This is a genomic window from Clostridium sp. X (assembly GCF_055755365.1).
Genome location: NZ_CM146912.1, coordinates 874,419 through 900,728, shown reverse-complemented (window position 1 = coordinate 900,728; position 26,310 = coordinate 874,419). Strand labels below are relative to the sequence as shown.

Here is a 26,310-nt window from a genome sequence, read left to right as displayed (position 1 = left end):
CTCAGTGAGAGAATTATATGCAATTATTTCCCAATAAGGGATAGGAGAGTACAATAAAATTTATTAATTATATAAAGTAGTGACTATGTAAGTTTTTTCAAATCCTCAATAAAAGCCTTAACTTTTTCTTCTTTTGTAGCCCATGAGGTTACAAGTCTAACAGAGGAGTTAAAGTCATCCACCTGTGACCATACGTAGAATGAATATTTTTCTAAAAGCTTTTCAATAATTTCATTTGGCAAGATTGGGAAGATTTGATTAGATAGTGAATGGATTAAAAATGTATAACCCATTGAGCTAATTTCTTTACTTAGTAGGGTAGCCATTTTATTTGCATGGCTTGCAAGATCAAAATAAAGATCGTCTTTAAATAGCTCAAAAAACTGTATGCCAAGAATTCTTCCTTTAGCCATCAGTGCACCTTTTTGTTTCATATAGAATCTAAAATCTTCTTTTAGAGAGTCTTTGCAGATTACAAGAGCCTCTCCAAGAAGTGCTCCATTTTTTGTACCACCGATATAAAAAGCATCGCATAGTGTAGCTAGATCTGAAAGTTCTAGATCATTTTCATTAGAGCATAAAGCAGAGCCTAGTCTTGCTCCATCCATAAATAGAAAAAGATTATTTTCCTTACAAAAATTACTTATCGCTTCAAGGTCAGCTTTTGTATATATTGAGCCCACTTCTGTTGAATTTGATATATAAACTAGCTTAGGCTTTACCATATGTTCATCAGTGTGAGCATCCAGAACAGACTTAATATTAATAGGAGTAAGTTTGCCATCACTTACTTCAATTGAGATTACTTTATGGCCAGTAGCTTCAATGGCTCCTGTTTCATGTACAAAAATATGCCCTGTATTTGCTGCAATTGCAGCCTCATGAGGCTTTAGGAATGCTGAAATTGAAGTAAGATTGGTCTGAGTTCCCCCAGAGAAAAAGTGAATATCAATATTGTGGCATTTAATCTTTTCCTTTAAAAGTTCAGCCGCTCTTAATGTATAAGTATCATCTCCATAACCATCAGTTTGTTCAAGGTTTGATTCTAATAAGGCGTTTAATATTCTAGGATGAGCACCTTCACTATAGTCGTTTTTAAAACTGTACATATTGTTTCCTCCTAAATGTATTTAATGATTTTATCTAATATTTGAAATGAGAAAGATATAATGTCAGTAAAAAAGTATTACTGACATTATATCTATAGAAGCTCTTTAGCTATAAGTTCTAGAACAAGGGTTTCCCTTTCAATAGATAGTCCAATAGAGGCTTCTTTTGATAAAATAACCTGTTTATTATGAGCTATTGCATCATGGATGTTGATCCAAACAGGGACAGAGCCATTATTAATTTCATAATCCTCTGGATGTGAATCTCCAAGTTCTCTATCAGCAGTGCATACAAAAAAATGTGATATCATGTGAATAAAATCATATCCATCATAATAAGTATGTCTGTATTCTTCATAGTAACCAAAAGAACTTAGAACCTTAATGGTGTTCGCTCCAGTTTCTTCTTGAAGCTCTCGGATTAAACAGTCTTTTATATCTTCCCCTTCATTAATTCCGCCGCCAGGGAAGCTATAATCATTATATCGTTTTGTATATATCATTAAAATATCTGTATTATCTAATATAATTCCTCTAGCAGCTATTCTTTCAAAAACTGTAGGAGAAATGGCTGTTTTAAAATTTTCGTGTATATATTTATTAATTAATCTCATAGGTTTGTCTCCAATCTAAATATAATACTTTCTTAACGAAAATATTATATCACATACTAGTACTAAAAGATGATATACAGATAGAAGGAAGCCTTTTATATTACCTAAGACATAAGTTGAAAAATAACGAATATATATATTTCAGGATAGTATAAAGGGGGGGGACTAGGAATGACGTTACCTAAGTTAACAACACATAACAAAGTTGGAGATTTTCATTATTTTGAGTTAGAAGGCAGAAAAGGAAATTATGCAATAACAGTTATAAAATTACCAGACGGTTTTAGTGGAGGTTGTTGGCGTGGAGATAATGGTTATTATAAAGTTATAAATGAAGACAAAAATACTGAAAAAGGATCAAACTATTCATATAGCTTTGTAAAGTATTATTTTGATAAAAATAATAAAGAGTATCTACCATATAGGATTGGTATAAGTGATGAATTGGCAGATGACTTTATGGACTGCGTATCCAAATTTGTCTATCCGGTGATATGAAATATAGTTCATATCATAAAAAAGAAGATTATAATAAAGTTTAAATATTTATAAAATTGCAAATAGGTCTGTGTAAACCTTTAAATAACTACAATTAAATTAGTTAGCTAAAGGAGGACGCAGGCTTTTATATTTGAGGATAAGAGTATTATCAGTTGGAACAAAAGTTTCAAGTGGACAAGTTGTAGGTATTTGGTTTACAGGAGTAGAAAAAGATAGCGTAAACTCTAAGATAAATAGTTTAATGTATATAAACGTAGGAATAACAGGTATAGCTATTATAATATCCTTTATTTTTGCAGGTAGCATCAATAAGAATATACAGAAGATACTAGAAACATTAAAGGCAGTATCTTTAGGAGATTTAAGTAAAGAAAGCTCTGTAACCTCTAAAGATGAAATAAAGGAAATTTCAGATAATGTAAATCAAATGACTTCTAATATGAGAGAGCTCATTCAGGATATGAAGGAGAGATCAGAGCAATTACAAAGTAGTTCTAAAACACTAGCTTCTGTTTCTAAAGAAATGTCAATTTCATCAGAAAGTGTATCTAGTGCAATACAAGATGTTGCTAGTGGTATAAGCGCACAGGCACAGGATTTATCAGATAACTTAGATATATTAGGATATTTTGGTCATAAATTAGATGATATTGTAAGTGCAATAAAAGATATAGATAAAAACTCAAATAATATAAGTGTATTAATGGGAAATATATCTAATGAAACTATTATAATGGTTAATAGTTCTGAAACTATGAGCAGTAAGCTTAATAATCAACTTGAAAACATAAATATAGCCATAACTTCATTTAAAAAGATTATTACATCTGTAGATGAGATAATACCACAGATACAAAGTGTAAGTTCAACATCAAAAAGTGTAAATGAACAAAAGAACTTAATTTTAGAAAAAATAGAAACTGCATCATCGGTATCAGAGGAAGTATCAGCTTCAGCAGAGGAAATGAGCGCTTCAACTCAAGAGGTTGCTGAAACGGCAAATAGCTTAAGTACCATGACAAGTGATATGCTAAATCAAACAAAGAGATTTAAACTTTAATTAAAAAATTTTTCAAGCAAAAATAGGCTTCATGAAAGGTGAAGCCTATTTTAATTTGCTTAATAAAGGTTACATTTTATTTATCCAGCTAATTACAGCAGGTGTTAAAGAAGCCACAGAATCTTTATCAACTTTAGTAATGAAAATCATATCTTTATCTTCAACGCAATTCTTAAGACTTGATAGCATTTCTTCAGCTGTTAAAGTTGTTTTAACTAAAAAGCTAGTAGGCATAAAGTGTGCCCAAGGACCTAATGTTTTAATTTGGTTAGTGATTTCATAGTCATCACGGCCATGGTGATGATGGTCATGAGCATCACTTTCGCAACAATGATTATGAGAATTAGAGTCTTCTATTAAATGATAAGTAATTGCATAAATCGACATATTTATACCACCTTATATATATATTTGTATCTATCATAATATATACACTGTCGAAAATCTATAGAAAATACAAAGCAATTGAAAACTATTTTCAATTGCAATTTAAATAATAATCTTGTTAATAAGAATTGATTGCAATTAGGATTTCCAAGCTATTGACAAATTGTCTTGAATATGATAATCTTTATCAATAAGAAGTGTTATTATTAATGTAAAGTAGGTGAGTCTATGTTATTATCAAAAGCAAAAATCGGTGAAACATTTCAGATTAAAAGAGTTGAAGGCAAAGAAAAAATAATAAAGTTTCTTTTTTCATTAGGATGCTTTGAAGGAGAAGAGGTTACCCTTATTTCTAAATTAGCAGGAAACTTTATTATAAATATTAAAGATAGCAGATATGCTATTGATGAAAATATGGCAAAATCTATTATTCTTGAAGCATAATTTATAATATCTAATTACTTAAACTTAACATTAAAATAATAATATGCTATAGGATTATAGCATATTATATTTGAACTTATAGTGATAATGATTATCAGTATCGAAAAAGTTTTGGAAAATGGGGGGAGTAAATATGAAAATAGCATTAGCAGGTAATCCGAATTCAGGGAAGACTACATTATATAATGCAATTACAGGAAAGACTGAAAATGTAGGAAACTGGCCCGGTGTTACTGTGGCAAAGAAGGAAGCTGATCTTAAGAAAAAGTATAACTTAGAAAAACTTGATGTTAAAATTGTTGACCTTCCGGGTACATACTCTATTTCACCATTTAGTGGTGAAGAAGCAATTACTAGAGATTTTATTTTAGAAGAGAATCCAGATGTAATAATTAATATTGTTGATGGAGCTAATATTAGTAGAAGTCTATTTTTTACAACACAGCTTCTAGAGCTAGGGGTTCCGGTAGTTATTGCTCTTAATAAGAATGATATTGTATCTAGAAGAGGAGATATAGTAGATCAAAATTCTTTAAGTAAAGCCTTAAACTGCAAAATTATTGCTACTACTGCAACTTCAGAGGAAGGATTACTAAACTTAATGAATGAAGCTATTCAAGCAGGTAAGGAAAAGAAGCCTCAAGTTGCACCGGACTTTCAAGGTAAAAACTCAGAAGAATCTGATGAGTTAAGACAAAAGTTTGTGGATTCAATTATTAAAAAATGTCAGGTTAAGAAAAGAGATGCTAGTAAGGTCAATTTTTCTGATAAAGTAGATAGAGTTGTAGCACATAAGTGGTTAGGAATACCTATATTCTTCTTTGTAATGTGGGCAGTATTCTCATTTTCTATTGAAGGGCTTGGAGGATATCTATCAGGATATTTTAATGATGTAGTCTTTGGAGAACTAGTGCCAAATGCAGCAAACACTTTTTTAGAGGGGTTAGGAATTAGTCCGTTACTGCAAGCGCTTATAGTAGATGGTGCAATTGGTGGAGTTGGAGCTGTTGTAGGATTTTTGCCACTAGTTATGGTATTATTCTTTTGCTTATCACTACTTGAAGATTCTGGATATATGGCTAGAGTTGCAGTGTTAATGGATAGATTTTTTAAGAAAATTGGATTGTCTGGAAAATCAATTATACCGATGATTGTAGGATCTGGTTGCGCAATTCCGGGTGTTATGGCTACTAGAACAATTGAAGATGTTAATGAAAGAAGAATGACAACAATTCTTACTCCTTTTGTACCTTGCGGTGCTAAACTTCCAATTATAGCTCTTTTTGTAGCAGTATTTTTCCCAGAGCATTCTTGGGTTGGAGCTAGTATGTATGTAGTTGCAATAATAATGATTGTACTTGGTGGACTTTTATTAAAGAAAATTTTTGTATGGGAGAGTTCATCTCAATTTATTATGGAACTTCCAGAATATAAAATGCCAAGTTTAAAATATGCGTTTTCTCAAATGATTGACAAAGCTAAAGGCTTTATTTATAAAGCTACAACTATTATACTTGTGTGTAATACTTTAGTATGGTTTGCACAAGCGTATAGCTGGAGCCTTACTCCGGTAGAAGATCAGAGTTTAAGTATTCTTGCCTCTATTGGTACAGTAATTTCACCGATATTAATTCCACTTGGATTTGTTGGATGGCAGCTTGCTGCAGCAGCAATAACTGGGTTTATTGCAAAAGAAAATGTTGTTGCTACATTTGCAGTACTTTTATCAGTAACTTCAGAGGAGGCATTACATTTACCAGGAGGTGCAATAACACAGTTTTTCACTCCGGTAACTGCACTTGCGTATCTTATGTTTAACCTGTTTACACCACCTTGCTTTGCAGCAATTGGAGCAATGAACTCTGAAATGGGTTCGAAAAAATGGTTATTTAAAGCTCTTGGGTTCCAATTTGGGGTTGGATACATTTTAGCAATGATAGTAACTCAAGTTGGTTCATTAATCGTATATGGGGAACCGGCAGTAGGATTTATACCTGCTATAGTAGTAGCTGTTGTTACTGTAATTTATCTTATTATAACTATTAAAAAATCAGATTCTAAACGTCTTGAATTAGGAGTTGAGGTATAATGGCAAATATAGTAATTGGGTTAATCTTTGCTAGTATTTTAATATTTGCATTAAAGAAAGTTTATACTGATGCTAAAAATAATAAATGTAGTTGTGGTAGTAGTTGTTCTGACAAGAGCAAGTGCAAAAAACACTAACTAATAAGAATTCTAAAATGTTTGCATAGAAAAGTAATATCTGTTATACAACTAATATAAGAACTGCCATCTCTGATAAAAATCAGAAAAGGCAGTTCTTTTTTTACAAGAAATAACGATATAGTTTTATATATGATAAGTTGTAGTGTAGTCATATGTTATAAATGCATTCCATACGATAGTTAAATATATATTGTTATAAGTTATAACTTATAACAATATATATTTAAACAAGAAAATATGAAAAGCTTCATGTAAAAGTTAATAATTTAGTGAGGTGATAGATTATGTATAATATCTGTTCATTAATAAATGCAGCGAATGAGAACATAAAGCCGAATTTAGTTATAAAAAATATAGGCATTATTAATGTATTTACACAGGAAATAGATCAGGGAGATATAGCAATTCATGAAGGTAAAGTTGTGGGAGTTGGCAAATATGAAGGCAAAGTGGAAATTGATTGTACAGGAATGTATGCGTCACCAGGATTAATTGATTCTCATGTACATGTAGAATCTTCAATGCTGACTCCAATATATTTTTCGAAGGCATTACTAAGAAAAGGGGTAACTTCTATTATGGCTGACCCTCATGAAATAGCAAATGTTCTTGGCATTGAGGGTATTGAGTTCATGATAAAGAAATCGGAGAACTGTGCTATAGATATTTACTATATGGCACCTTCTTGTGTTCCTGCTGTATTCTTTGAAGATAATGGGGCAGAATTAAATGCTGAAGATTTAAATTATCTTAAGAGGCATAAGAGCATACTAGGACTTGGAGAGGTTATGGATGTAGGATCAGTTCTTTCTTGTAATGAAAGTATGCTTAAAAAGCTTGAGAGTTTTAAGGATTATGCTATCGATGGGCATGCACCACTATTATCAGGAAAAGAGCTAAATGCATACATCACGGCAGGTATAAAAACAGATCATGAGTGCACTAATATGGAAGAAGCACTAGAAAAAATAAGAAGAGGAATGTACGTACTTATTAGAGAAGGATCAGCAGCCAAAAATCTTAGAGAATTACTAGGGGTAGTAACAGATTTAAATTTTCATAGATTTCTATTTTGCACTGATGACAGGCATGCAGATGACTTGCTAGAAGAAGGATCGATAGATAATGTAGTAAGAAAAGCCATAGCTCTTGGATTAGATCCTGTAAGAGCATTGACTATAGCTTCTTTTAACGCTGCAAATGCATATAATTTAAAGGGTTTAGGCGCAATAGCGCCAGGATTTAAAGCAGATCTTATTATATTTAATGATATTAATAAATTAGAACTACAATATGTGATAAAAAATGGTAAGATTACTTATTTAAAAGATAATACTTTATATAATGCTTTTAGTATAAAAGATAGCAGTAGTAGAATTCATAATAATAGCATGAATATTAACACTGTGAGGTCTGAGCAACTTAAAGTAAAAGTAGAAGGAAGTACTATCAATCTTATAGAAGTTAAAAAGGGATCCTTAACTACTAATACTTTAGTCTGCAATTTTGAAGAAGAAAATGGAATTGTAAAGTATGTAAAGTGTGAAGACGTGCTAAAGATAGCTGTATTCGAAAGACACAAAGGTACAGGTAATTATTATGTAGGATATATTAAAGGATTAGGCATTAAAGATTGTGCAATTGCTCAAACCATTGCACATGACTCTCACAATATAATAGTTGTAGGAAAAAATGATGAAGATATGGTAGTTGCCGTTAATTCGCTCATAAGTGCTGGCGGGGGTATAGCAATTGCAGCTGAAAGCAAGATAAAAGGCATACTGGAATTGCCTATGGGAGGATTAATGAAAGACGCTCCAATAGAACAGGTAGCACAAGAATTGAGGAATTTAAGGACCATATTAAATGAATTTAGTATGGAGAAAGAACATGATATTTTTCTTACATTAAGTTTTATGTCCTTGCCTGTAATTCCTCATATAAAGATAACACCTAAAGGTTTGTTTAATTATGATAGTTTCAGTTTTATGAATTTGTTTAACAAATGAGTAAGTAACTTATCTACTTTATTAATATCTAAATTAGTCTCAGCATGAAGCCACTTTTCTGGAATTATTGTATGTGTACAATTACTAGAGTTACTTTTTAAGTAAGAGTAAATTATTTGGGCTTCATCTAAGTCTTCTTTTCCAATAGCAAAGGAGCTATTTACTGAGATATTACTAAAGTAATGTTTAATGTTAGATTTAAAGATAGCCTTTAATTCTTCTAAAGAAACTTCTCTTAGATTATATTTTTCACTAAAAATTATTTTATTTCCTTTAATGATAAAAAGCTTAAAAATATTGTTATCTAGACTTTCTAGCATAACAATATTTTTATTTTCATTTGAAAATTCTACAACGTTTAGTTTATCAAGTATATAGTTTACAGAAGTTATATAATCTCTATACTTAGCAGCAGTTTTAAAATCAAATTTCTCTGCTGCAGAATTCATTTTACGTTCCATTTCATTAAGAATACTTTTATCAGTACCATTAAGAAGAGATAGAATTTTATTAAATATATCAATATACTGCTCTCTTGATATGTTATCTAAGCATATGCCAATACATAGGCCTAAGGAATAATTTAAGCATGATGAAGTCTTACGTGAAAAGTTATTACAAAGAATTTTACAACATTCCCGGATACCTTGAAGTCCTCTTTCTAATGCTTTGCTATTTGTATATGGGCCAAAATAAATATTTCCGTCATTTTCAATGTATTCATTTGAGATTTCAATATCAGGATATTCTTCATGAATTTTAACTTTTATATAAGCGTAAGACATAGGGGTTTTCATTAGTCTGTTATATGTAGGTTTAATCTCTTTTATTAAATTGCATTCTAAAATAAAAGCCTCAAATTCTGTATCAGTGAGTCTATATTCAAAGTCCTTAAGATTTTTAATTAATTTGATAACCTTAGGAGAATGTGACTTTAAATTTTGAAAGTATGATCCAACTCTGCTTTTTAGGTTTTTGGATTTCCCTACATATATTATATTGCCCAGAGAATCTTTCATAAGATATACTCCCGGGGATGAGGGTAGGTTTTTTATCTTGTTTTTTAAGTCCACAAGCGCTCCTCCAAAATATATATTAATATTTGAGTTTTATACTGTTAATAGAATTTATTGTACTATGGATTGAAGCTACAAAAAACATTAACAAAATTGTATATACATGATAATATTGTAGTATGTCAATGATATGTATATAATATTAGTAAAAAATGTACTGACAAAGATTTTTTTAGTTATATTAAAAGGTTTAATTGCAAAGGAAGAATAACATATTTAATTTATATAAAGGAGATTTTATTATGAATAATAGAAAAATACTTTTTTCGCCTCCAGATGTAACACAAGCAGAAATTGATGCTGTAATAGAAGTTATGAAATCAGGATGGATTACATCAGGACCTAAAACTGCTAAGTTTGAAGAAAAGATAGCAGAGTATTGCGGAACTAAGCATTCAGTAGCAGTATCAAGTGCTACTGCTGGAATGGAATTAGTATTAAAGGCTTTAGGAATTGGTGCAGGCGATGAGGTAATTACCACCCCATATACATATGCATCTACATCTAATGTAATTTTACATAGAGGGACAAAACCAACTTTTGTAGACGTAAAAAAAGATGATTTCTTAATAGATATAGAAAAATTATATGATGCAATAACTCCTAAGACAAAGGCTATAATGACAGTTGATGTTGCTGGAGTGCCTGTAGATTATGATGCAGTTAGAGAAGTTATAAAGGCTAAAAAACGAGAAGATATAGTTCTTATTTCTGACTCAGCACATTCTATTGGGGCTTCATACAAAGGGCAAAAAGTTGGAGGACAAATGGATTTTCATGTATTCTCATATCATGCAGTAAAGAATCTTACTACTGCTGAGGGTGGTGGAATTACATATAATAACAATAACTTTTATGGCAAAAATGATTTATATAAAGAATTAAAATATTCATCAGTAAATGGTCAATCAAAGGATGCTCTCTCAAAGATGAAAGCAGGAGCATGGCAATATGATATTATTACAGATGGATTAAAATGCAATATGACAGATATATCAGCAGCTATAGGGCTTATCCAACTTGAAAGATACGAAGAGATGCTTACAAAAAGAAGAGCTATATTCGATACATATAGTAGAGTACTTGGAGAAAAGGAATGGGCAATAATTCCTTTTAATCAAGATGGAAATATAGAAACAAGTTATCATCTATATTTATTAAGAATAAAGAATTTTAGGGAAGAACAAAGAAATCAAGTAATTCAGATGTTAGCAGATAAAGAAATAGCGACTAATGTACACTATAGGCCTCTTCCAATGTTTACTCTTTATAAGAATTTAGGATACAGAATGGAAGATTACCCTAATGCCTATGCACAATATGCAAATGAAATAACATTACCACTATATTCAACACTTACACTTGAAAATGCTGAATATGTAGTAACAGAGCTTATTAAATGTGTGGAAAAAGTTTTAGGATAATAGCTAAAAAGGTCAGCAGTATGCAGACCTTTTTTATTCCTAATAATATTTGAAAGAGGAGTTTAGGTTATGGGAAATAAGTTTATTACAGAGTATTTTACTATTAGAATTGGAGATATCAATTATGGGGGGCATATGGGAAATGACAAGGCGCTTTTGCTTTTTCAGGATGCTAGAATTTCTTTCTTTCGCTCACTAGGATATTCAGAATTAAACATTGGAGAAGACACAGGAATAATTTTAGGGGAAGCATATTTAAAGTTTAAAAAGGAGATATTCTTAAATGATAATGTAAGAGTTTTTATAACAATATCAGATATTAAAGAAGCATCCTTTATAATGAATTATTCAGTATTTAAGCAAGAGGATGATAAAGAGGCAATATCAGGATATACTAAAATAGTTACTTTTTATTATCCTAATAAAAAGGTAGTTAAAATACCGAATGAGTTTCTTGAAAAAATAGAAAAATATAAGAAAGATTAGCATAGAGTACAATAAAATCAACAAAATTCTATAGTAACATGGAAATAAATAATATTTTATGATATATTAGTTTCAATGATTAAGGAAAACATAGATTAACCAGTAGAGAAGGAAGGTAACAACAATGGAGGAAAAACGCAGTTCATCAAACTTTATAAGAAATATAGTTGTTGAGGATTTACAGTCAGGAAAACATGAAGAGATAATAACTCGTTTTCCACCAGAACCAAATGGATATCTACATATAGGTCATGCAAAATCAATAGTTTTAAACTTTGAATTAGCAGATGAATTTAAAGGTAAAACAAACTTGCGTTTTGATGATACAAACCCATTAAAAGAAGACACTGAATATGTAGAATCAATTAAAGAAGATGTTAAGTGGTTAGGTTTTGAGTGGGATAAATTATATTTTGCATCTGATTATTTTGAAGAAATGTATAAACGTGCCGTTATATTAATAAATAAAGGGAAGGCTTACGTTTGTGATTTATCAGCAGAGCAAATAAGAGAATATAGAGGAACATTAACTAAGCCAGGTACAGAAAGTCCTTATAGAAATAGAAGTGCTCAGGAAAATCTAGACCTATTTCATCGTATGCGAAATGGAGAATTTAAAGATGGAGAGAAGGTTTTAAGAGCTAAAATAGATATGAGCTCACCTAATATTAATTTAAGAGATCCTATAATATATCGTATAGCTCATGCAGAGCATCATAATACGGGAGATAAATGGTGTATATATCCTATGTATGATTTTGCACATCCTATTGAAGATGCTATTGAAGGAATCACACATTCTATTTGTACTTTAGAATTTGAAGATCATAGACCGTTATATGATTGGATAGTGGAAGAATGTGATATGAAGGATAAACCTAAACAAATTGAATTTGCTAGATTGAATTTAACAAATACAGTAATGAGCAAAAGAAAGTTAAAGCAACTAGTAGATGAAGGAGTTGTAGATGGATGGGATGACCCTCGTATGCCGACTATAGCTGGTATAAGAAGAAGGGGATTTACTCCAGATGCAGTTCGAAACTTTTGTAGAGAAATAGGAGTTGCAAAGAGTAACAGTACAGTAGACTATCAAATGATGGAGCACTTTGTAAGAGAGGATTTAAGTGATAAGGCACCTAGAACTATGGCGGTATTAAGACCATTGAAGGTAGTAATTACAAACTATCCAGAGGGCCAAGTAGAGATGTTAGAAGCAGAAAATAATCAAGATAAGCCTGAAATGGGAACTCGTGAAATTCCATTTTCAAGAGAACTATATATAGAACAAGAAGACTTCATGGAAAACCCACCTAAAAAATATTTTAGATTATTCCCGGGAAATGAAGTTAGATTAAAAAATGCTTATTTCATTACATGTACAGATTTCATAAAAGATGAAAATGGAAATGTAGTAGAAGTACACTGCACTTATGATCCTGAAACTAAGAGTGGAAGCGGATTTACTGGAAGAAAAGTTAAAGGGACTATCCATTGGGTAGAAGCAAACAATGCACTTCCAGCAGAGTTTAGACTTTACGACTCATTGATTTTAGATGACAGTGAAGAGGAAGGTAAGACTTTCCTTGATCAAATAAATCCAAACTCATTAGAAATATTACAAGGGTTTATAGAACCAAATATGAAGAGTGTAAAAGCACAAGATAAATTTCAGTTTACAAGACATGGATACTTTAATGTAGATACTAAATATACAACTGAAGATAAGATAGTATTTAATAGAATAGTATCATTAAAAAGTTCGTTTAAAATTTAATAGATCACAGAATAAATATAAGAAAGCTATCTCAAGTGTTAAAGTTTGAGATAGCTTTTTTAGTTATTTATCTACAAACATAATAATATTATATAATACTATTATGTTTAAGGAGGATATCAATATGATTTACGGCTCATACAATCAACCATATTTATGGAATACTGCAAAAATAAATGGTAAAGGAAGCATTAAGGTTAAACCTAATATAGCTATCGTTACATTGGGGGTGAGCACAGAAGGAAAAGAATTAAAAAATATACAAGAAGAGAATGCTCTTAGGGCATCAAAAGTGGCAGGTACACTAAAGAGATTAGGGATTAGAGAAGAGGATATACAAACTCAGGACTATAATATTGATATACAATATGATTATATAGAAGGAAAAGAGATTTTTAAAGGATATAGGGTTAGGAACATTTTAAAGGTTATAGTAAGAGATATAGATCGAGTAGGACAAGTGATAGATGAGGCAGTTGAGGATGGGGCTAATATAGTAAGTCATATTAGATTTACTGTAAGTGATGAATCAATATATTATAATAGAGCATTAAGACATGCTATTGAAGATTCTATAGAAAAAGCAAAAGCTATAGAAATAACTCTAGGAAAACCTTTTAATAAAACTCCTATTAGAATAATAGAAGAAAAGATTCATATAGGTCCTGCTTATGAACAGGCTACCTTAAAATTGGTAGCTACAGATACACCTATTCAAGCAGGACAAATAGAAATCACTGCAAACATAATAGCAACATTTATATATTAAGTTGTTGCCTATCATTAAAAAAAGTTTTATAACCTAATTGCAAAAATACAATTACTGTTAATGCTACACTTCCTAATATACCAAGCATTATAGCTATCTGATATTCGATAGCTGTAGTCGGAGATATACCAGATAAAATTTGACCAGTCATCATCCCAGGCAAAAATACAATCCCCATGCCTACCATGGAATTGATAGTAGGAAGAATTGCAGCATCAAAGGCATTATCTACAATTGATTTACATGCTACCTTAGGTGAAGCACCAAGCATTAAAGCTGTTTCTACAAGATTTCTATGGGCATTTATTCCGTCAGTAAGTCTAGTTACTCCTAAAGAGATACCAGTCATAGAGTTTCCTATAATCATTCCAGCGATAGGTATGAAGTATCTAGGATCGTACCAAGGAGAGACATTCATAACTACTAGAATAAAGTAAAACTGACTTACTAAAGTGCCCAGTAGCATAGAAATAGCAATAACTTGTTTTAGTCTTGAGGATAGGTTAATTTTAACTCGTTTAAATGTATTATAAATTGCAAAGATCTCCATGAGTACTATTGCAATAATAGTATAAATAAAATGAGAGCTTTTAAAAATATAGGAAAGAACATATCCTGTGAGTACCAGTTGAAGTGTCATACGTATAGTAGATATAAGAATTTCTCGTTCTCTATTAATTCCTCTTATTCTTACTATAAGTAATAAAATAATTACAAAAATATAAGCAGAAGCTAGTTGAGCTATACTAAGATTAAGTACACCATTCATTTAATTCATACCACCTTTATTTTAAGATACTCCCACTATGAATTTTAACAATATTGTCTCCATAAGTTTCTGCTACTTTTGATGAATGAGTTATCATAATTAATGTTTTATTAGAACTTTTTACATAAGTTATAATAGATTCTATTATAATATTTTCTGTGTCTTCATCTAGAGCTGAAGAAGGTTCATCTAGAAGCAAGACAGCAGGTTCCATTAGAAGAATTCTTCCAAGAGCTAATCTTTGATTCTCTCCACCAGACAACTTTTCAGCATCTTCATCAAGATCCTTATTAAGTTTTAACATATTTAGCATGTTAGTTAACTTTAAATCTTCAACAGGAGGTTTTTCAGAAAAAGTTAAGCCTATTAGTAGATTATCTTTTATACTTCCTTGAAATATTCCAGGTGACTGAGATAACATCACTACTTCTCGGCGTAGATTTGTAGAATCTATAGTATTTAAGGGATTATTGTTATAAAAAATTTCCCCTTTGTCAGGACTAATTAAATTATTTAGAAGTCTTAATAGAGTAGTCTTTCCACTGCCACTCTGACCAACAATACAAGTTACTACCTTAGGTGGAATAGCTAATTCAGCTATATCTAATACATTCTTATATTTAATATCTTTAAGATAAAACATTTCAAAACCCCCTTATAATATTAATCTTTGATTTCTTTAAATAATTCATAAGCTTTGTCTCTAGCTGCTAACAGTATCATATTTCCTTTATCCGTTATGCTATAATACTTTCTTACTTTTCCATCTACAATTTTGTCTTCTTTTTTCAATAATTCACTGGATTCCATATTATGCAATAAAGGATATAAGGTTCCTGGGCTCATATCATATCCATGTTCCTGAAGTTCTGTCATCATCCATGAACCATAAAAAGCTTCTTTTTTTGCATGATGGAGTATATGAATTTGAATAAAACCTAAAAATAATTTTCTAAGTATCTTTTCTTCCAAAGTATTCTCCTCCTAAATACACAATAATTATCTAATATCGTTATCGCATTATGATAATGATTATATATTTAAGATTAATTTAATTCAAGAGGAAGTTAATGTAAGTGGGCTATTCTTCAAAATAAAGAATAGTTTTTTAGGGCTATCCTTTTTATTTAGTGGGATAATAATATCAAATATATATTTAGGAGGGGACTTGTTTTATGGATAAAAAAATATTATATGAAGAGATATATGGACACTTGATGGAAGATGAAAAGCCTTCAGAGTATCTTAATAATTTAGTAAATGAAGATTGTTTTAATAGTAATTACCCATTTAAATTAATTGCAGAATTAAAGAATGTACCGCAAAATTTAAAATATCATCCAGAAGGTAATGTATGGAATCATACTATGATGGTAGTTGATAATGCGGCAAAACGAAGAATGCTAAGTGAAAATCCAGAAGTACTTATGTTAACAGCTTTACTACATGATATAGGAAAACCACCTACAACTAAAAATAGAAAAGGAAAGATAACTTCTTATGACCATGATAAGGTAGGAGCTAGAATGGCTAAAGAGTTTTTACAAGAACTTCATGAAGATAATGATACTATTAATAAAGTTATGACTCTGGTAAGATGGCATATGCAAGCACTTTTTGTAGTTAAAGACTTACCTTTTGCAGATATAGAAACTATGTTATCAGAAGTTTCTATTGATGAAATAGCGCTATTAACCTTATGTGATAGATTAGGAAGAGGAGATATGACAAGGGTTAAAATTAGAGAGGAAGAGGAAAATGTGGAGTTATTTATAGATAAGTGCAAAAATTATTCGAAAAAATATAGCTATGCGAGAAATTAATTATGATATAATAAGATAAATATAAAGTATTTAGTATTAAGTGTTATCAGGGGGAATTTATGAGAAGTACTACAAAGATTGTAAATCTAAGTATCAAAATGAAGTTGTTTATTGTAGCGACTATTCTGCTAGTTGTTCCAACTGTATTCCTTAGTATTAAAGATTATAATTATGCAAAATCTGAATTAGATTCAAAAGGAAAACTAGTATTAAAAAATGCAGTAGATTTAGCAATTGATTTAATAGATGAAAAACAAAAAGAAATAGATAAAGGTAATATTACTAAAGAAGAGGCAGAAGAGCAAATAAAAACATTTATTATTGGGGGAAAAAATAAAGAAAATAATACAAGAAAGTTAGATGGCAAAATTAACTTAGGAGATAGTGGGTATTTTGCTGTATACAATAAAGATGGATATGGGATTGCTCATCCTTCTTTGGAAGGAAAAAATCTTTTAAATGAAAAAAGTAAGGAAAAGAATAGTTTTTATCTATTAAAAGATTTTATAAATAAAGCAAATCAAGGTGGGGGATTTACATATTATTATTGGGAAGTACCAGGAACGAATAAGATTGAAGAAAAGATAGCATATACCAAATTAGATCCTAATTGGGGCTGGTATATAAGTGGAAGTTCATATATGTCTAGCTTTAATAGTGGAGCAGAAAGAATGTGGCAAGGGTTAATTTATACTCTCGGCATATGTATAACTATAGGAGTATTTATAATAATTATATTATCAAATAAGATAGCTAATCCTATTATTGATTTATTAAATCATGTTAGAAAAGTAGAAAATGATAAATATAGTATAGTAATATCAGACAAGCTTTTAGAACAAAATGATGAAATTGGGGTACTAGCTAGGGCTATAAATAATATGAATAGCGAATTACTAGATAGTTTTAAAGGATTAAATGAACAAAGTATATTACTAGCATCTGAAATTAAAGAACGGCGAGATGTAGAAAATAGGCTATTATTAACTTTAGAGATACTTGAAAATTCAAAAGAGGCTATTTTTATTGCAGATGATAATAAACAAGCTACTTACATAAACAAATCTTTTTGCACCATTACAGGATATTCTAAAGAAGATGTATTAAATAGTACTATCGATAAATTTATTAACAGTAAGTATAATATATATGAAGAGACGATGAGAGAACTAGGTGAAGGGGATACGTGCTCAAAAGAGCTCTATGCAATTAATAAAAATGGAAATCGATATCCTATCTTACTTTCTATAAGAGTTATAAAAAGAAAAGATAGTAAAGAAAATTACTATATTGGAGCATTTCAAGATCTTACACTTATAAAAGAAAATGAGGAAAGTATAAATTACCTAAAAGAATACGATACATTAACGGCACTTCCTCAAAAGGCCTTATTTATAAGTAAACTAGATAATATTATAAATGATAATAAAAATATAAGTAGAGTTGTTGGAATAATGACTTTAGGTTTAGATGATTTTAGATTTATAAATGAAGCTATAGGACATTCAGCAGGAGATATTTTACTTGTTCAAATATCAAATAGATTAAAGGAATATACAAATAATAAGAATATATTAGCCAGAGTAACAGGAGATGAATTTGCTGTATTACTAGATAACATAAAAGATATTTCAGAAGTTACAAATGCAGCTAATGATATTTTAAGGATATTCTCCACACCTTTTATGGTTGAGAATAGAGAATTATTCATAACTGCTAGTATAGGTATAAGTATATACCCTGTTCATGGTATTTATGCAGAGACCCTGATTATGAATGCGATTTCTGCACAGAATCATGTAAAGAGAAATGGAAAAAACAATTATCAAATATATTCTAAGAAAATGAATGAGGATGCATATGAGACTTTAGAGATGATTACTTCTCTTAGACATGCAGAGGAGAGAGAAGAATTCATACTACATTATCAGCCACAAGTAAGCTTATATAGTGGAGATGTTACAGGTTTTGAAGCACTAATTAGATGGGATCATCCTAAACTAGGAGTAATATATCCAGACAAGTTCATTTCTTTAGCAGAGAATAATGGAACTATCATACCTATGAGTGAATGGGTTATAAGAGAAGCCTGCAAGCAAAATAAAGAATGGCACGATAAAGGTTATAACAATTTAATGGTTTCAGTTAATCTTTCAGCAATGCAATTTAAAAAGCGAGATTTAGCGAAGACTATAAAAGATATACTTAAAAACACTAAACTACCTGCTAAATATTTAGAGGTAGAAATAACAGAAGGTATATTAATTGAAGATGTAGATAAAGCAATAGAAATATTATCTGAACTAAAAAAAATAGGAGTAAGTATAGCTATAGATGATTTTGGAACAGGATATTCTTCATTAAGCTATTTAAGGCAGTTCCAGATAGATAAGCTAAAGATTGATAGATCCTTTATAAAGGGTATTCCAGATAGTGATAATGGGTCTATAGCAAATATAATAATAGAACTTGCCAAGAGCTTCAATCTAAAAGTTATTGCTGAGGGTGCAGAAACAATAGAACACATAAACTTTTTAAAAGAAAGAAATTGTGATGAGATACAAGGGTATTACTTTAGTAAACCTATGGAAAAAGATGAGTGTACAGAGATGTTACTAAAGAGTAAAAAGTTAGAGTAAAAATAAAACAAATGGAAAGCATAAGAGTATTGAACTTTAATAAAAGTTCAATACTCTTATTTTTTATGTTTATAAGATTAATAGTATTTTAATAATAAAAAAATCATGTCATAATATAAATTTTACATTGTTAGAACTGATAATTTATAGAGAAAAAGGTGGTTGAGAATGTTACATAATCAAAATAAAACTCCATTATTTACCGCATTAAAAGAATACAGTAAAAAAAATATAATTTCCTTCGATGTTCCAGGTCATAAGCACGGAAAAGGATTACCAGAGTTTACGGAATTTTTAGGGAAAAAAGTCTTAGAAGTAGATGTAAATTCTATGAAGGATTTAGACAACGTATGTAGCCCGGTTAGTGTCATAAAAGAAGCCGAGGAACTAATGTCTAATGCCTATTATTGTGATCATGCTTTCTTTTTAGTTAATGGAACATCTTCTGGCATTCAAGCTATGATCATGAGTGTATGTAACCCAGGAGAAAAGATTATAATGCCTCGAAACGCGCATAAGTCTGCTATAAATGGGCTTATATTAAGTGGGGCAGTACCTGTTTATGTTCAACCAGAAACTAATGATAGGCTTGGAATAGCTATGGGAGTATCATTGGAATGTATTGAAAAAGCTATAGCAAAAAATCCAGATGTTAAGGCGGTATTCATAATTAATCCAACTTATTATGGAGTAACCTCTGATCTTAAGTCAATAATTAAAACAGCTCATAAGCATGGAGTTGCAGTTTTAGTAGACGAAGCTCATGGAGCACATTTTGGATTTCATGAAGATTTACCAATAGGAGCTATGGAACTTGGGGCTGATATGGCTGCAGTAAGTTTGCACAAGACAGGGGGATCTTTGACTCAAAGCTCAGCTTTATTACTAAATGAAGGGTTTGTAGAAAGAAGTCATGTAAAAACTATTTTAAATTTGACCCAGACAACCAGTGCATCTTATTTGCTAATGTCTAGCTTAGATGTAGCACGAATGGCATTAGCTACAAGAGGAAAAGAAATTTTTACTAAGATACTTAAATTAACAAGCCGTGCAAGAGAAGACATTAATAAGATTGATGGGTTATATGCTTTTGGTAAGGAATTAGTAGGAGAACCTGGAGTTTTTGATTTTGATGGAACTAAACTAGGCATTAATATTGCAGGCCTTGGCATAACGGGATTTAAGGCATATGATATATTAAGAGATGAATATAATATTCAAGTAGAGCTTGGGGATATGTTTAATATACTTGCTGTTGTGAGTGTAGGAGATGATGAGGAATCAATTAAAGCTCTTATAGATGCATTAAAAGATATGAGTTTAAAATATAAGACAAGTGAAATGAAATTTGGAAAGGTAGTTTTGCAGAATCCTGAGATTATAGTTTCTCCAAGAGATGCATTCTATTCTAATAAGAAGATTGTTAAATTAGAAGATGCTGAGGGAGAAATAAGTGGAGAATCTATTATGGCATATCCACCAGGTATTCCTATAGTTACCCCAGGGGAAAGAATAAGTAGTGAAATAATAAACTATATTGGGTTTATAAAAAATCAACACAGTATTATTACTGATACAGAAGACCCAAGTGTAGAGAATATAAAGGTTTTAGGGATCTGACAAAAATAGGGGATAGGTCTAAAATTTACGATTTTAGATTTATCTCTTTCTATTTATATTATAAGTGTAGAAGAGTATATGAATTCGCAATTAAGAGAATGTAACCTAGCTAATTTATTTATAGGAAATAAATACTAGAAACTTGTTGACAATTAAGAAAAAAATGGTGTATTTTTTATAAGTAAAGTTAAACTATAATTATATAGTTTATATAAAAAGTTTAAGGGATAAAGCTATATAATTAATACTTTCAGATAAAGCTTAGGAGGGTAATATTATGGAATTATGGTTTACAGAAAAACATACTGAGAATGCACAATTCTCTGTGAAAATACAAAGGCAGTTACATTCAGAAAAGAGTCCTTTTCAACAAATTGATGTTTTTGATACAGAGGAGTTTGGAAAACTACTTACTATTGATGGTGTAGTAATGTTAACGGAAAGAGATGAGTTTATATACCACGATATGATAACACACGTTGCTATGGCAACAAATCCTGATATTAAAAATGTGTTAGTTATAGGAGCAGGAGATGGCGGAACCGTTAGAGAATTAACTAGATATAGTAACATAGAGAAAATTGATATGGTTGAAATTGATGAAGTTGTTGTTAAAGTTTCAAAAGAATTTCTACCATTTACAGCAGCTAAATTAGATGATCCAAGAGTAAATTTATATTTTGAAGACGGTATAAAATTTGTAGAAAACAAACAAAATATATATGATTTAATTCTTGTAGATTCTACGGATCCAATTGGGCCAGGAGAAGGATTATTTACTACTGAATTCTATACAAATTGTTATAATGCACTTACAGAAAAAGGCATATTAGTAAACCAAGGTGAAAGTCCTTATTATTCTCATAATGCAAGAGAAATGAAAAGATCTCATGCTAAGATTAAGAAGATTTTCCCTATAGCTAAAGCTTACCAATATCATATACCAACATATCCATCAGGACATTGGATGTTTGGATTTGCATCTAAGGCATTAGACCCTACAAAAGACTTAAATGCAGATAGATGGAATGGTTTGGGTTTAAAAACTAAGTATTACAATACAGATATACATGTAGGTGCTTTTTTACTTCCAAATTACGTTAAGGAGATGCTGGAGGATGCAGAGAGCTAGAAATGTATCGACATTCGTAGGCTTTGACAATGAATATGAAGAGTCAAATATAGTTGTTTTTGGAGCTCCTTTTGATGGAACTACATCATTTAGACCAGGAACAAGATTCGCACCAGATATTATGAGGAGTGAATCTTATGGACTTGAGACATATAGTCCCTATTTTGATAAAGATCTAACAGAAGTAAATGTATTTGACGCTGGAGATTTACAATTCTCTTTTGGAAATACTGAAAAGGTATTAAAGACAATAAGAGAATTTACAAAAGAAGTAGTAGCAGATGGAAAGATACCTTTTATGATAGGTGGAGAACATCTAGTTACATATCCAGCAGTTGAATCTGTATTTGAAAAGTATAAAGACTTAAGAGTGATTCATTTTGATGCTCATACAGATCTTAGAGATGAATTTAAAGGAGAAAAACTATCTCACGCTACTGTTCTAAGAAGAGTATGGGATTTTGTAGGCGATGGTAGAATGTATCATTACGGAATAAGATCAGGTGATGGAGATGAGTTTAGATGGGCTGAAAAGCATTCTAAGCTAACAAAGTTCAACACTGATGGACTTAAAGACGCTGTTAAAGAGATTGGAGATCATCCAGTCTATATAACTATTGATTTAGATGTATTAGACCCGTCCATATTTCCAGGAACAGGTACACCAGAAGCTGGTGGAATCACTTTCAACGAAATGATGGAAGCTATAAAAGACATGCAGAACTTAAATGTAGTAGGAGCTGATATAGTAGAGTTATCTCCACACTATGACCCTTCAGGGGTTTCAAATGCAGTTGCATGTAAAATATTAAGAGAGCTAGTACTCGCTATAAGTTAAAACAATAAGACCTCTGGAGATAAAGTTTAATCTTCGGGGTCTTATTATTTTATTGGGGCTGATTTTTATTTACCAATCGATAATAAACAGTATATAAGAAAAGTAGCTATCATATTATTTATGGTAGCTATTTTAAATTAGGTGGTTTTATGAGTAAAAAAGATTATAAAGAGATTATAAAAGATATGGAGAATAATATAATAGCTCTTCAGCAGATGGGACTTAGATCAAGGTATATGAATGAAAAGAGGTTTTGGGATAACTTAGTTGCAGAAGAGATGTACAAAAAAGTTGTTCTTGAAAAATTCGTAAGAAATACTGAAAAAGCTGATTTGATATTAAGACAAAGTAGAGAGGAAAAAGTATTTACACTGGAAGAACTATCTCAGTATACAGGAAGAGACGGCAAGGCAGCCTATATATCAGTAAATGGTGTTGTATATGATATAACCTATGAAGCTACTTGGGCTGCAGGAACTCACTTTGGACTTACTGCAGGAAAAGATTTAACAGCTCAATTTAACTCTTGTCATGGTGCTCAAGGAATACTAGATAAACTAAAAAGAGTGGGCATATTAAATCAATAGGAGGGGAAATAATGAGCCAAAGGAATTGTCCTGTAACACAAGCTAAAGCCGTCACAGCCAAAAGGTTAATTAATGAAGTAAGTAGAGAAATTCAACAGGGGAATAGAAAAAAAGTAAATTTAATATGGCTAGAGGCTTGTGGGTGCTCTGGAAATATAATATCTCTTCTAGATGGGGATGCCCCTGATGTAAATTACTTCTTTAGAGAGATGGTAGATGTAAGATATGATAATAGCTTAATGGTTCCACAAGGAGAGGCCGCTTATAAGCAGTTTTTAAATACCTTAGATACAGAATTCATATTGGTGGTAGAAGGAGCGGTATCTCTAAAAGATGATGGGGTTTACAATATGGTAGCAAGACATGAAGGAAGAGCTATAACAGGGGCAGAGGCAGTGAAGTTAGGGGGAGAAAAGGCTAAGCATGTGCTTGCTGTAGGAACTTGTGCTAGTTATGGTGGACCATCTGCTGCAAGGCCTAACCCTAGTGGAAGTATTCCAGTGTCACGATATCTAGACAGAAAAGTAATAAATGTACCCGGCTGTCCAGCTCATCCTGACTGGATTATGGGAACTGTTGCACAACTTATATTATTCGATGATATAGAGTTAGATAGTGATGGGAGACCAATTATTTTCTATGGAGTTACTATACACGACCATTGCCCAAGGAGATCTTTCTTTGATAATAGAATATTTGCAGAGGCTTTAGGAGACAAAGAGTGTATGTTTAAATTAGGATGTAGAGGACCTGTAACAAGGACAGATTGTCCTACAAGACAATGGAACGAAAGGGTGAATTGGCCAATAGGAGATAATACTCCCTGTATAGGCTGTGCTCAAAAGGGGTTTCCAGATGGAATGGAGCCTTTTATTAATGTGTAGATGAGGTGAGTTTATGCCTGAAAAGGTTGTGGTAAATCCTATTACGAGAATAAGTGGTTTTTTAGAGATAACAGCACAAGTAGAGGGAAATAAAATAGTGGATGCTGAAAGTTCTGGATTGCTGTTTAGGGGTTTTGAAAAGATGTTAAAGGGAAGACCTCCTTTAGATGCAATTTATTTTACAGAGAGAATATGCGGTATCTGTTCTACTGCTCATTCTGTAGCCTCTACTAAAGCTTTAGAAAATGCACTTGGGATAAGTAGTAACAGAAATGAAAAAGGCTTACAAGAAATAATGCATGGGGTAGAATTCTTGCAAAATCACCTAAGATATTTTTATCAGTATGTTATACCAGACTATGTAAGTGGATTTGAAGAAGGTATGGTAACTGCTACTCATAAGGACTATAGAATTCCTGAAGATATAAGCAAAAGAATTAGGGAGGACTATTACAATTCCATTGAATATAGTAGAACGGCACATAAAGCTTTAGCAGTGCTGGGGGGAAAGGTGCCCCATAATCATGGAATAGTTCCAGGAGGAGTAACTTCTCAGATTACAGCTCAAAAGATAGAACAACTAAAGTCTTATGTCACTGAAATAAGAAGCTTTATTGCAAATAGAATGATTGATGATGTATATATAATTTCTAAGTATTACAAGGATTATTTTTCTATTGGAAAAGGCTATGCCAACCTTATGAGCTATGGACTTTTTGAAAATTATGTAGGTAGTAAATCCTATGTAAAGCCAGGAGTTATAATTAATGGAGAAATGAGAACTTTAGATCCTAAAAAAATATCAGAAAATGTATATTCAGCATGGTATGAAGCAAATAAAGAAAAGCTAGAACCACTTGATAACAATTGGGAAGCAAAATATCCTAAAGAAACTGCCTATAGTTGGATAAAAGCAGCTAGGTATGATGGGCATGCTATGGAGTCTGGTGCTTTAGCTAGATTATATATAAACGGGGAGTATAGAGAAAGCATATCTGTAATGCATAGACTTATAGCGAAGGTAATAGAAGCTCAAAGGATATCAGAGATAATGTTAGAAATATTAGGGGATTTAAAGAACCTTCCAGTAATAGAGAAAAAGTACAGTATACCAGTAAGTGCTAAGGGACAAGGATTAGTAGATACCACTAGGGGGGCATTAGCTCATTGGATTAGCATAGAAAATAGCCTCATAAATAACTATACTATAATAACTCCTAGTACATGGAATCTTTCTTGTAAAGATGACAAGGGCACATATGGAGTAGTAGAAAAAGCCTTAATAGGTACTACTGTTGAGGATATTAAAAATCCAGTAGAAATAGGAAGAGTAGTGAGGTCTTTTGATCCATGTGTATCATGTGCAACTCATGTTTTAAGTGATAATTATAAAGCAATGAATATAAGGGTTGTGTAAACTATGGGAATGAAGGTTATAGGAATAGGGAATAGGATAATGACAGACGATGCCATAGGGGTAATGATAGCGGAGAGTTTAGAAGAAGCCTTAGAAAATCTAGGAGTTGAGGTGATAATTGGGGAAACAGATGTGGAATATTGCCTAAGCTTTATAGATGATGGTGATTTTTTATTTATAATAGATGCTACGCTATATGGTTTAGAACCAGGTACTTTAACAGTACAAGAAATAAATAAAGAAAAAATTTATGCAAAAGAGGAGTATTCTCAGCATCAAATAAGTCTTGTAAAGTTAATAGGTATTTGTAATGTGAAAAATATTTCAGGATATATATTAGGTATCGAGGTTCTAGAGGTAGATTTTGGAATTGAGCTAAGTAATATTATTAAAGCTAGGTTTGATGATATAAAGTCTAAAGTTTATGATTTCATAAAATTAAGGAGGGGTAAGTAGTGCATGATTCTCTTTTAATGCAAAACATTTCGGGAAGTTTAAATGAAATTTGTAGGGATAATGGAATAAAAAAGATTACAAGACTAGAGATAGCCGTTAATAAAAAGAGTCCTATAAATGAAAAGAATTTGTTAGAACATCTTTTAGACATGAATAAAGGATTAATTGATAATACAACTATAGCCAATGTGGTTTTAGAAAATATACCAGATGAAGTGGCAGAGATAAAAAAAGTTGAGGGTGAAAAGTAGGTAAATAAA

General features: G+C 31.2%; 27 protein-coding genes. 20 read left to right on the top strand and 7 right to left on the bottom strand.

Annotated elements, in window-relative coordinates; all coding sequences use genetic code 11:
• Positions 1-83 precede the first annotated feature (83 nt).
• Entirely contained in the window at positions 84-1,109 is a 1,026-nt protein-coding gene (locus tag ACX0KU_RS04555; protein WP_472991711.1) for a threonine aldolase family protein, read from the bottom strand.
• Positions 1,110-1,201: 92 nt separating this feature from the next.
• Positions 1,202-1,723: an NUDIX hydrolase gene (locus ACX0KU_RS04550; protein ID WP_472991710.1), complete on the bottom strand. Its 522-nt coding sequence runs from the start codon at positions 1,721-1,723 to the stop codon at positions 1,202-1,204.
• A gap of 171 nt (positions 1,724-1,894) precedes the next feature.
• Between ACX0KU_RS04550 and ACX0KU_RS04545 the strand changes: the two genes are divergently transcribed.
• Together ACX0KU_RS04545 and ACX0KU_RS04540 are read left to right on the top strand one after the other, a co-directional pair.
• Complete coding sequence (locus ACX0KU_RS04545) at positions 1,895-2,221, top strand: hypothetical protein (RefSeq protein ID WP_472991709.1); 327 nt, start codon at positions 1,895-1,897, stop codon at positions 2,219-2,221.
• A 133-nt stretch (positions 2,222-2,354) separates the two neighbouring features.
• Positions 2,355-3,284 carry a HAMP domain-containing protein gene (locus tag ACX0KU_RS04540; RefSeq protein ID WP_472991708.1) on the top strand — a complete coding sequence of 310 codons (930 nt, stop codon included), beginning with the start codon at positions 2,355-2,357 and terminating at the stop codon, positions 3,282-3,284.
• A gap of 69 nt (positions 3,285-3,353) precedes the next feature.
• Here the strand turns inward: ACX0KU_RS04540 and ACX0KU_RS04535 are convergent, their stop codons facing one another.
• On the bottom strand, positions 3,354-3,671 hold the full coding sequence (locus ACX0KU_RS04535) for a hypothetical protein (RefSeq protein ID WP_472991706.1): 318 nt from the start codon (positions 3,669-3,671) through the stop codon (positions 3,354-3,356).
• A 228-nt stretch (positions 3,672-3,899) separates the two neighbouring features.
• Between ACX0KU_RS04535 and ACX0KU_RS04530 the strand changes: the two genes are divergently transcribed.
• The 4 genes from ACX0KU_RS04530 (at position 3,900) to ade (ending at position 8,353) form a co-directional block, all read left to right on the top strand.
• Positions 3,900-4,115, top strand: a complete 216-nt coding sequence (locus tag ACX0KU_RS04530) for a FeoA family protein (RefSeq protein WP_472991705.1) — start codon at positions 3,900-3,902, stop codon at positions 4,113-4,115.
• Between the two features lie 133 nt (positions 4,116-4,248).
• Entirely contained in the window at positions 4,249-6,204 is a 1,956-nt protein-coding gene (gene feoB, locus ACX0KU_RS04525) for a ferrous iron transport protein B (protein WP_472991704.1), read from the top strand.
• A complete protein-coding gene (locus tag ACX0KU_RS04520; protein WP_472991703.1) occupies positions 6,204-6,341 on the top strand; it encodes a FeoB-associated Cys-rich membrane protein in 138 nt (45 codons plus the stop codon). Before feoB ends, ACX0KU_RS04520 begins: the two co-directional genes overlap by 1 nt.
• Positions 6,342-6,628: 287 nt before the next feature.
• Positions 6,629-8,353 carry an adenine deaminase gene (gene ade / locus ACX0KU_RS04515; RefSeq protein ID WP_472991701.1) on the top strand — a complete coding sequence of 575 codons (1,725 nt, stop codon included), beginning with the start codon at positions 6,629-6,631 and terminating at the stop codon, positions 8,351-8,353.
• Here ade and ACX0KU_RS04510 read toward each other — a convergent pair.
• The gene (locus ACX0KU_RS04510; protein WP_472991700.1) at positions 8,314-9,426 is read right to left on the bottom strand and encodes a GIY-YIG nuclease family protein; all 1,113 of its coding nucleotides are present in this window, start codon (positions 9,424-9,426) and stop codon (positions 8,314-8,316) included. The genes ade and ACX0KU_RS04510 overlap by 40 nt on opposite strands.
• Before the next feature lie 215 nt (positions 9,427-9,641).
• Between ACX0KU_RS04510 and ACX0KU_RS04505 the strand changes: the two genes are divergently transcribed.
• From ACX0KU_RS04505 to ACX0KU_RS04490, 4 genes are all read left to right on the top strand, one after another.
• Entirely contained in the window at positions 9,642-10,853 is a 1,212-nt protein-coding gene (locus tag ACX0KU_RS04505; RefSeq protein WP_472992405.1) for a DegT/DnrJ/EryC1/StrS family aminotransferase, read from the top strand.
• A gap of 69 nt (positions 10,854-10,922) precedes the next feature.
• Positions 10,923-11,339, top strand: coding sequence for an acyl-CoA thioesterase (locus tag ACX0KU_RS04500; protein ID WP_472991699.1), 417 nt, complete (start codon positions 10,923-10,925; stop codon positions 11,337-11,339).
• A gap of 124 nt (positions 11,340-11,463) precedes the next feature.
• A complete protein-coding gene (locus tag ACX0KU_RS04495; protein ID WP_472991698.1) occupies positions 11,464-13,116 on the top strand; it encodes a glutamine--tRNA ligase/YqeY domain fusion protein in 1,653 nt (550 codons plus the stop codon).
• A gap of 124 nt (positions 13,117-13,240) precedes the next feature.
• On the top strand, positions 13,241-13,885 hold the full coding sequence (locus ACX0KU_RS04490; protein WP_472991697.1) for an SIMPL domain-containing protein: 645 nt from the start codon (positions 13,241-13,243) through the stop codon (positions 13,883-13,885).
• Here ACX0KU_RS04490 and ACX0KU_RS04485 read toward each other — a convergent pair.
• From ACX0KU_RS04485 to ACX0KU_RS04475, 3 genes are read right to left on the bottom strand one after another with little or no spacing between them, the layout of a single operon-like run.
• Positions 13,875-14,654, bottom strand: a complete 780-nt coding sequence (locus ACX0KU_RS04485) for an ABC transporter permease (RefSeq protein WP_472991696.1) — start codon at positions 14,652-14,654, stop codon at positions 13,875-13,877. The genes ACX0KU_RS04490 and ACX0KU_RS04485 overlap by 11 nt on opposite strands.
• 16 nt (positions 14,655-14,670) lie before the next feature.
• A complete protein-coding gene (locus ACX0KU_RS04480) occupies positions 14,671-15,297 on the bottom strand; it encodes an ABC transporter ATP-binding protein (protein ID WP_472991695.1) in 627 nt (208 codons plus the stop codon).
• 20 nt (positions 15,298-15,317) lie between these two features.
• Entirely contained in the window at positions 15,318-15,626 is a 309-nt protein-coding gene (locus tag ACX0KU_RS04475; protein WP_472991694.1) for a PadR family transcriptional regulator, read from the bottom strand.
• A gap of 203 nt (positions 15,627-15,829) precedes the next feature.
• Here ACX0KU_RS04475 and ACX0KU_RS04470 point away from each other — a divergent pair, with 203 nt between their 5' ends.
• From ACX0KU_RS04470 to ACX0KU_RS04425, 10 genes are all read left to right on the top strand, one after another.
• A complete protein-coding gene (locus tag ACX0KU_RS04470) occupies positions 15,830-16,477 on the top strand; it encodes an HDIG domain-containing metalloprotein (RefSeq protein WP_472991693.1) in 648 nt (215 codons plus the stop codon).
• 59 nt (positions 16,478-16,536) lie between these two features.
• A complete protein-coding gene (locus ACX0KU_RS04465) occupies positions 16,537-19,116 on the top strand; it encodes an EAL domain-containing protein (RefSeq protein ID WP_472991692.1) in 2,580 nt (859 codons plus the stop codon).
• Positions 19,117-19,284: 168 nt separating this feature from the next.
• Positions 19,285-20,736 carry an aminotransferase class I/II-fold pyridoxal phosphate-dependent enzyme gene (locus ACX0KU_RS04460; RefSeq protein ID WP_472991690.1) on the top strand — a complete coding sequence of 484 codons (1,452 nt, stop codon included), beginning with the start codon at positions 19,285-19,287 and terminating at the stop codon, positions 20,734-20,736.
• Between the two features lie 277 nt (positions 20,737-21,013).
• A complete protein-coding gene (gene speE / locus ACX0KU_RS04455; protein WP_472991689.1) occupies positions 21,014-21,868 on the top strand; it encodes a polyamine aminopropyltransferase in 855 nt (284 codons plus the stop codon).
• Entirely contained in the window at positions 21,855-22,706 is an 852-nt protein-coding gene (speB, locus tag ACX0KU_RS04450; protein WP_472991688.1) for an agmatinase, read from the top strand. Before speE ends, speB begins: the two co-directional genes overlap by 14 nt.
• Positions 22,707-22,855: 149 nt before the next feature.
• Positions 22,856-23,293 carry a cytochrome b5 domain-containing protein gene (locus ACX0KU_RS04445; RefSeq protein ID WP_472991687.1) on the top strand — a complete coding sequence of 146 codons (438 nt, stop codon included), beginning with the start codon at positions 22,856-22,858 and terminating at the stop codon, positions 23,291-23,293.
• A gap of 11 nt (positions 23,294-23,304) precedes the next feature.
• A complete protein-coding gene (locus ACX0KU_RS04440) occupies positions 23,305-24,177 on the top strand; it encodes a hydrogenase small subunit (protein ID WP_472991686.1) in 873 nt (290 codons plus the stop codon).
• 13 nt (positions 24,178-24,190) lie between these two features.
• On the top strand, positions 24,191-25,594 hold the full coding sequence (locus tag ACX0KU_RS04435; protein ID WP_472991685.1) for a nickel-dependent hydrogenase large subunit: 1,404 nt from the start codon (positions 24,191-24,193) through the stop codon (positions 25,592-25,594).
• 3 nt (positions 25,595-25,597) lie between these two features.
• Entirely contained in the window at positions 25,598-26,050 is a 453-nt protein-coding gene (locus ACX0KU_RS04430; RefSeq protein WP_472991684.1) for a hydrogenase maturation protease, read from the top strand.
• Positions 26,050-26,301 (top strand): hypothetical protein, encoded by a 252-nt coding sequence (locus ACX0KU_RS04425; protein WP_472991683.1) that lies wholly within the window; start codon positions 26,050-26,052, stop codon positions 26,299-26,301. Before ACX0KU_RS04430 ends, ACX0KU_RS04425 begins: the two co-directional genes overlap by 1 nt.
• Positions 26,302-26,310 lie beyond the last annotated feature (9 nt).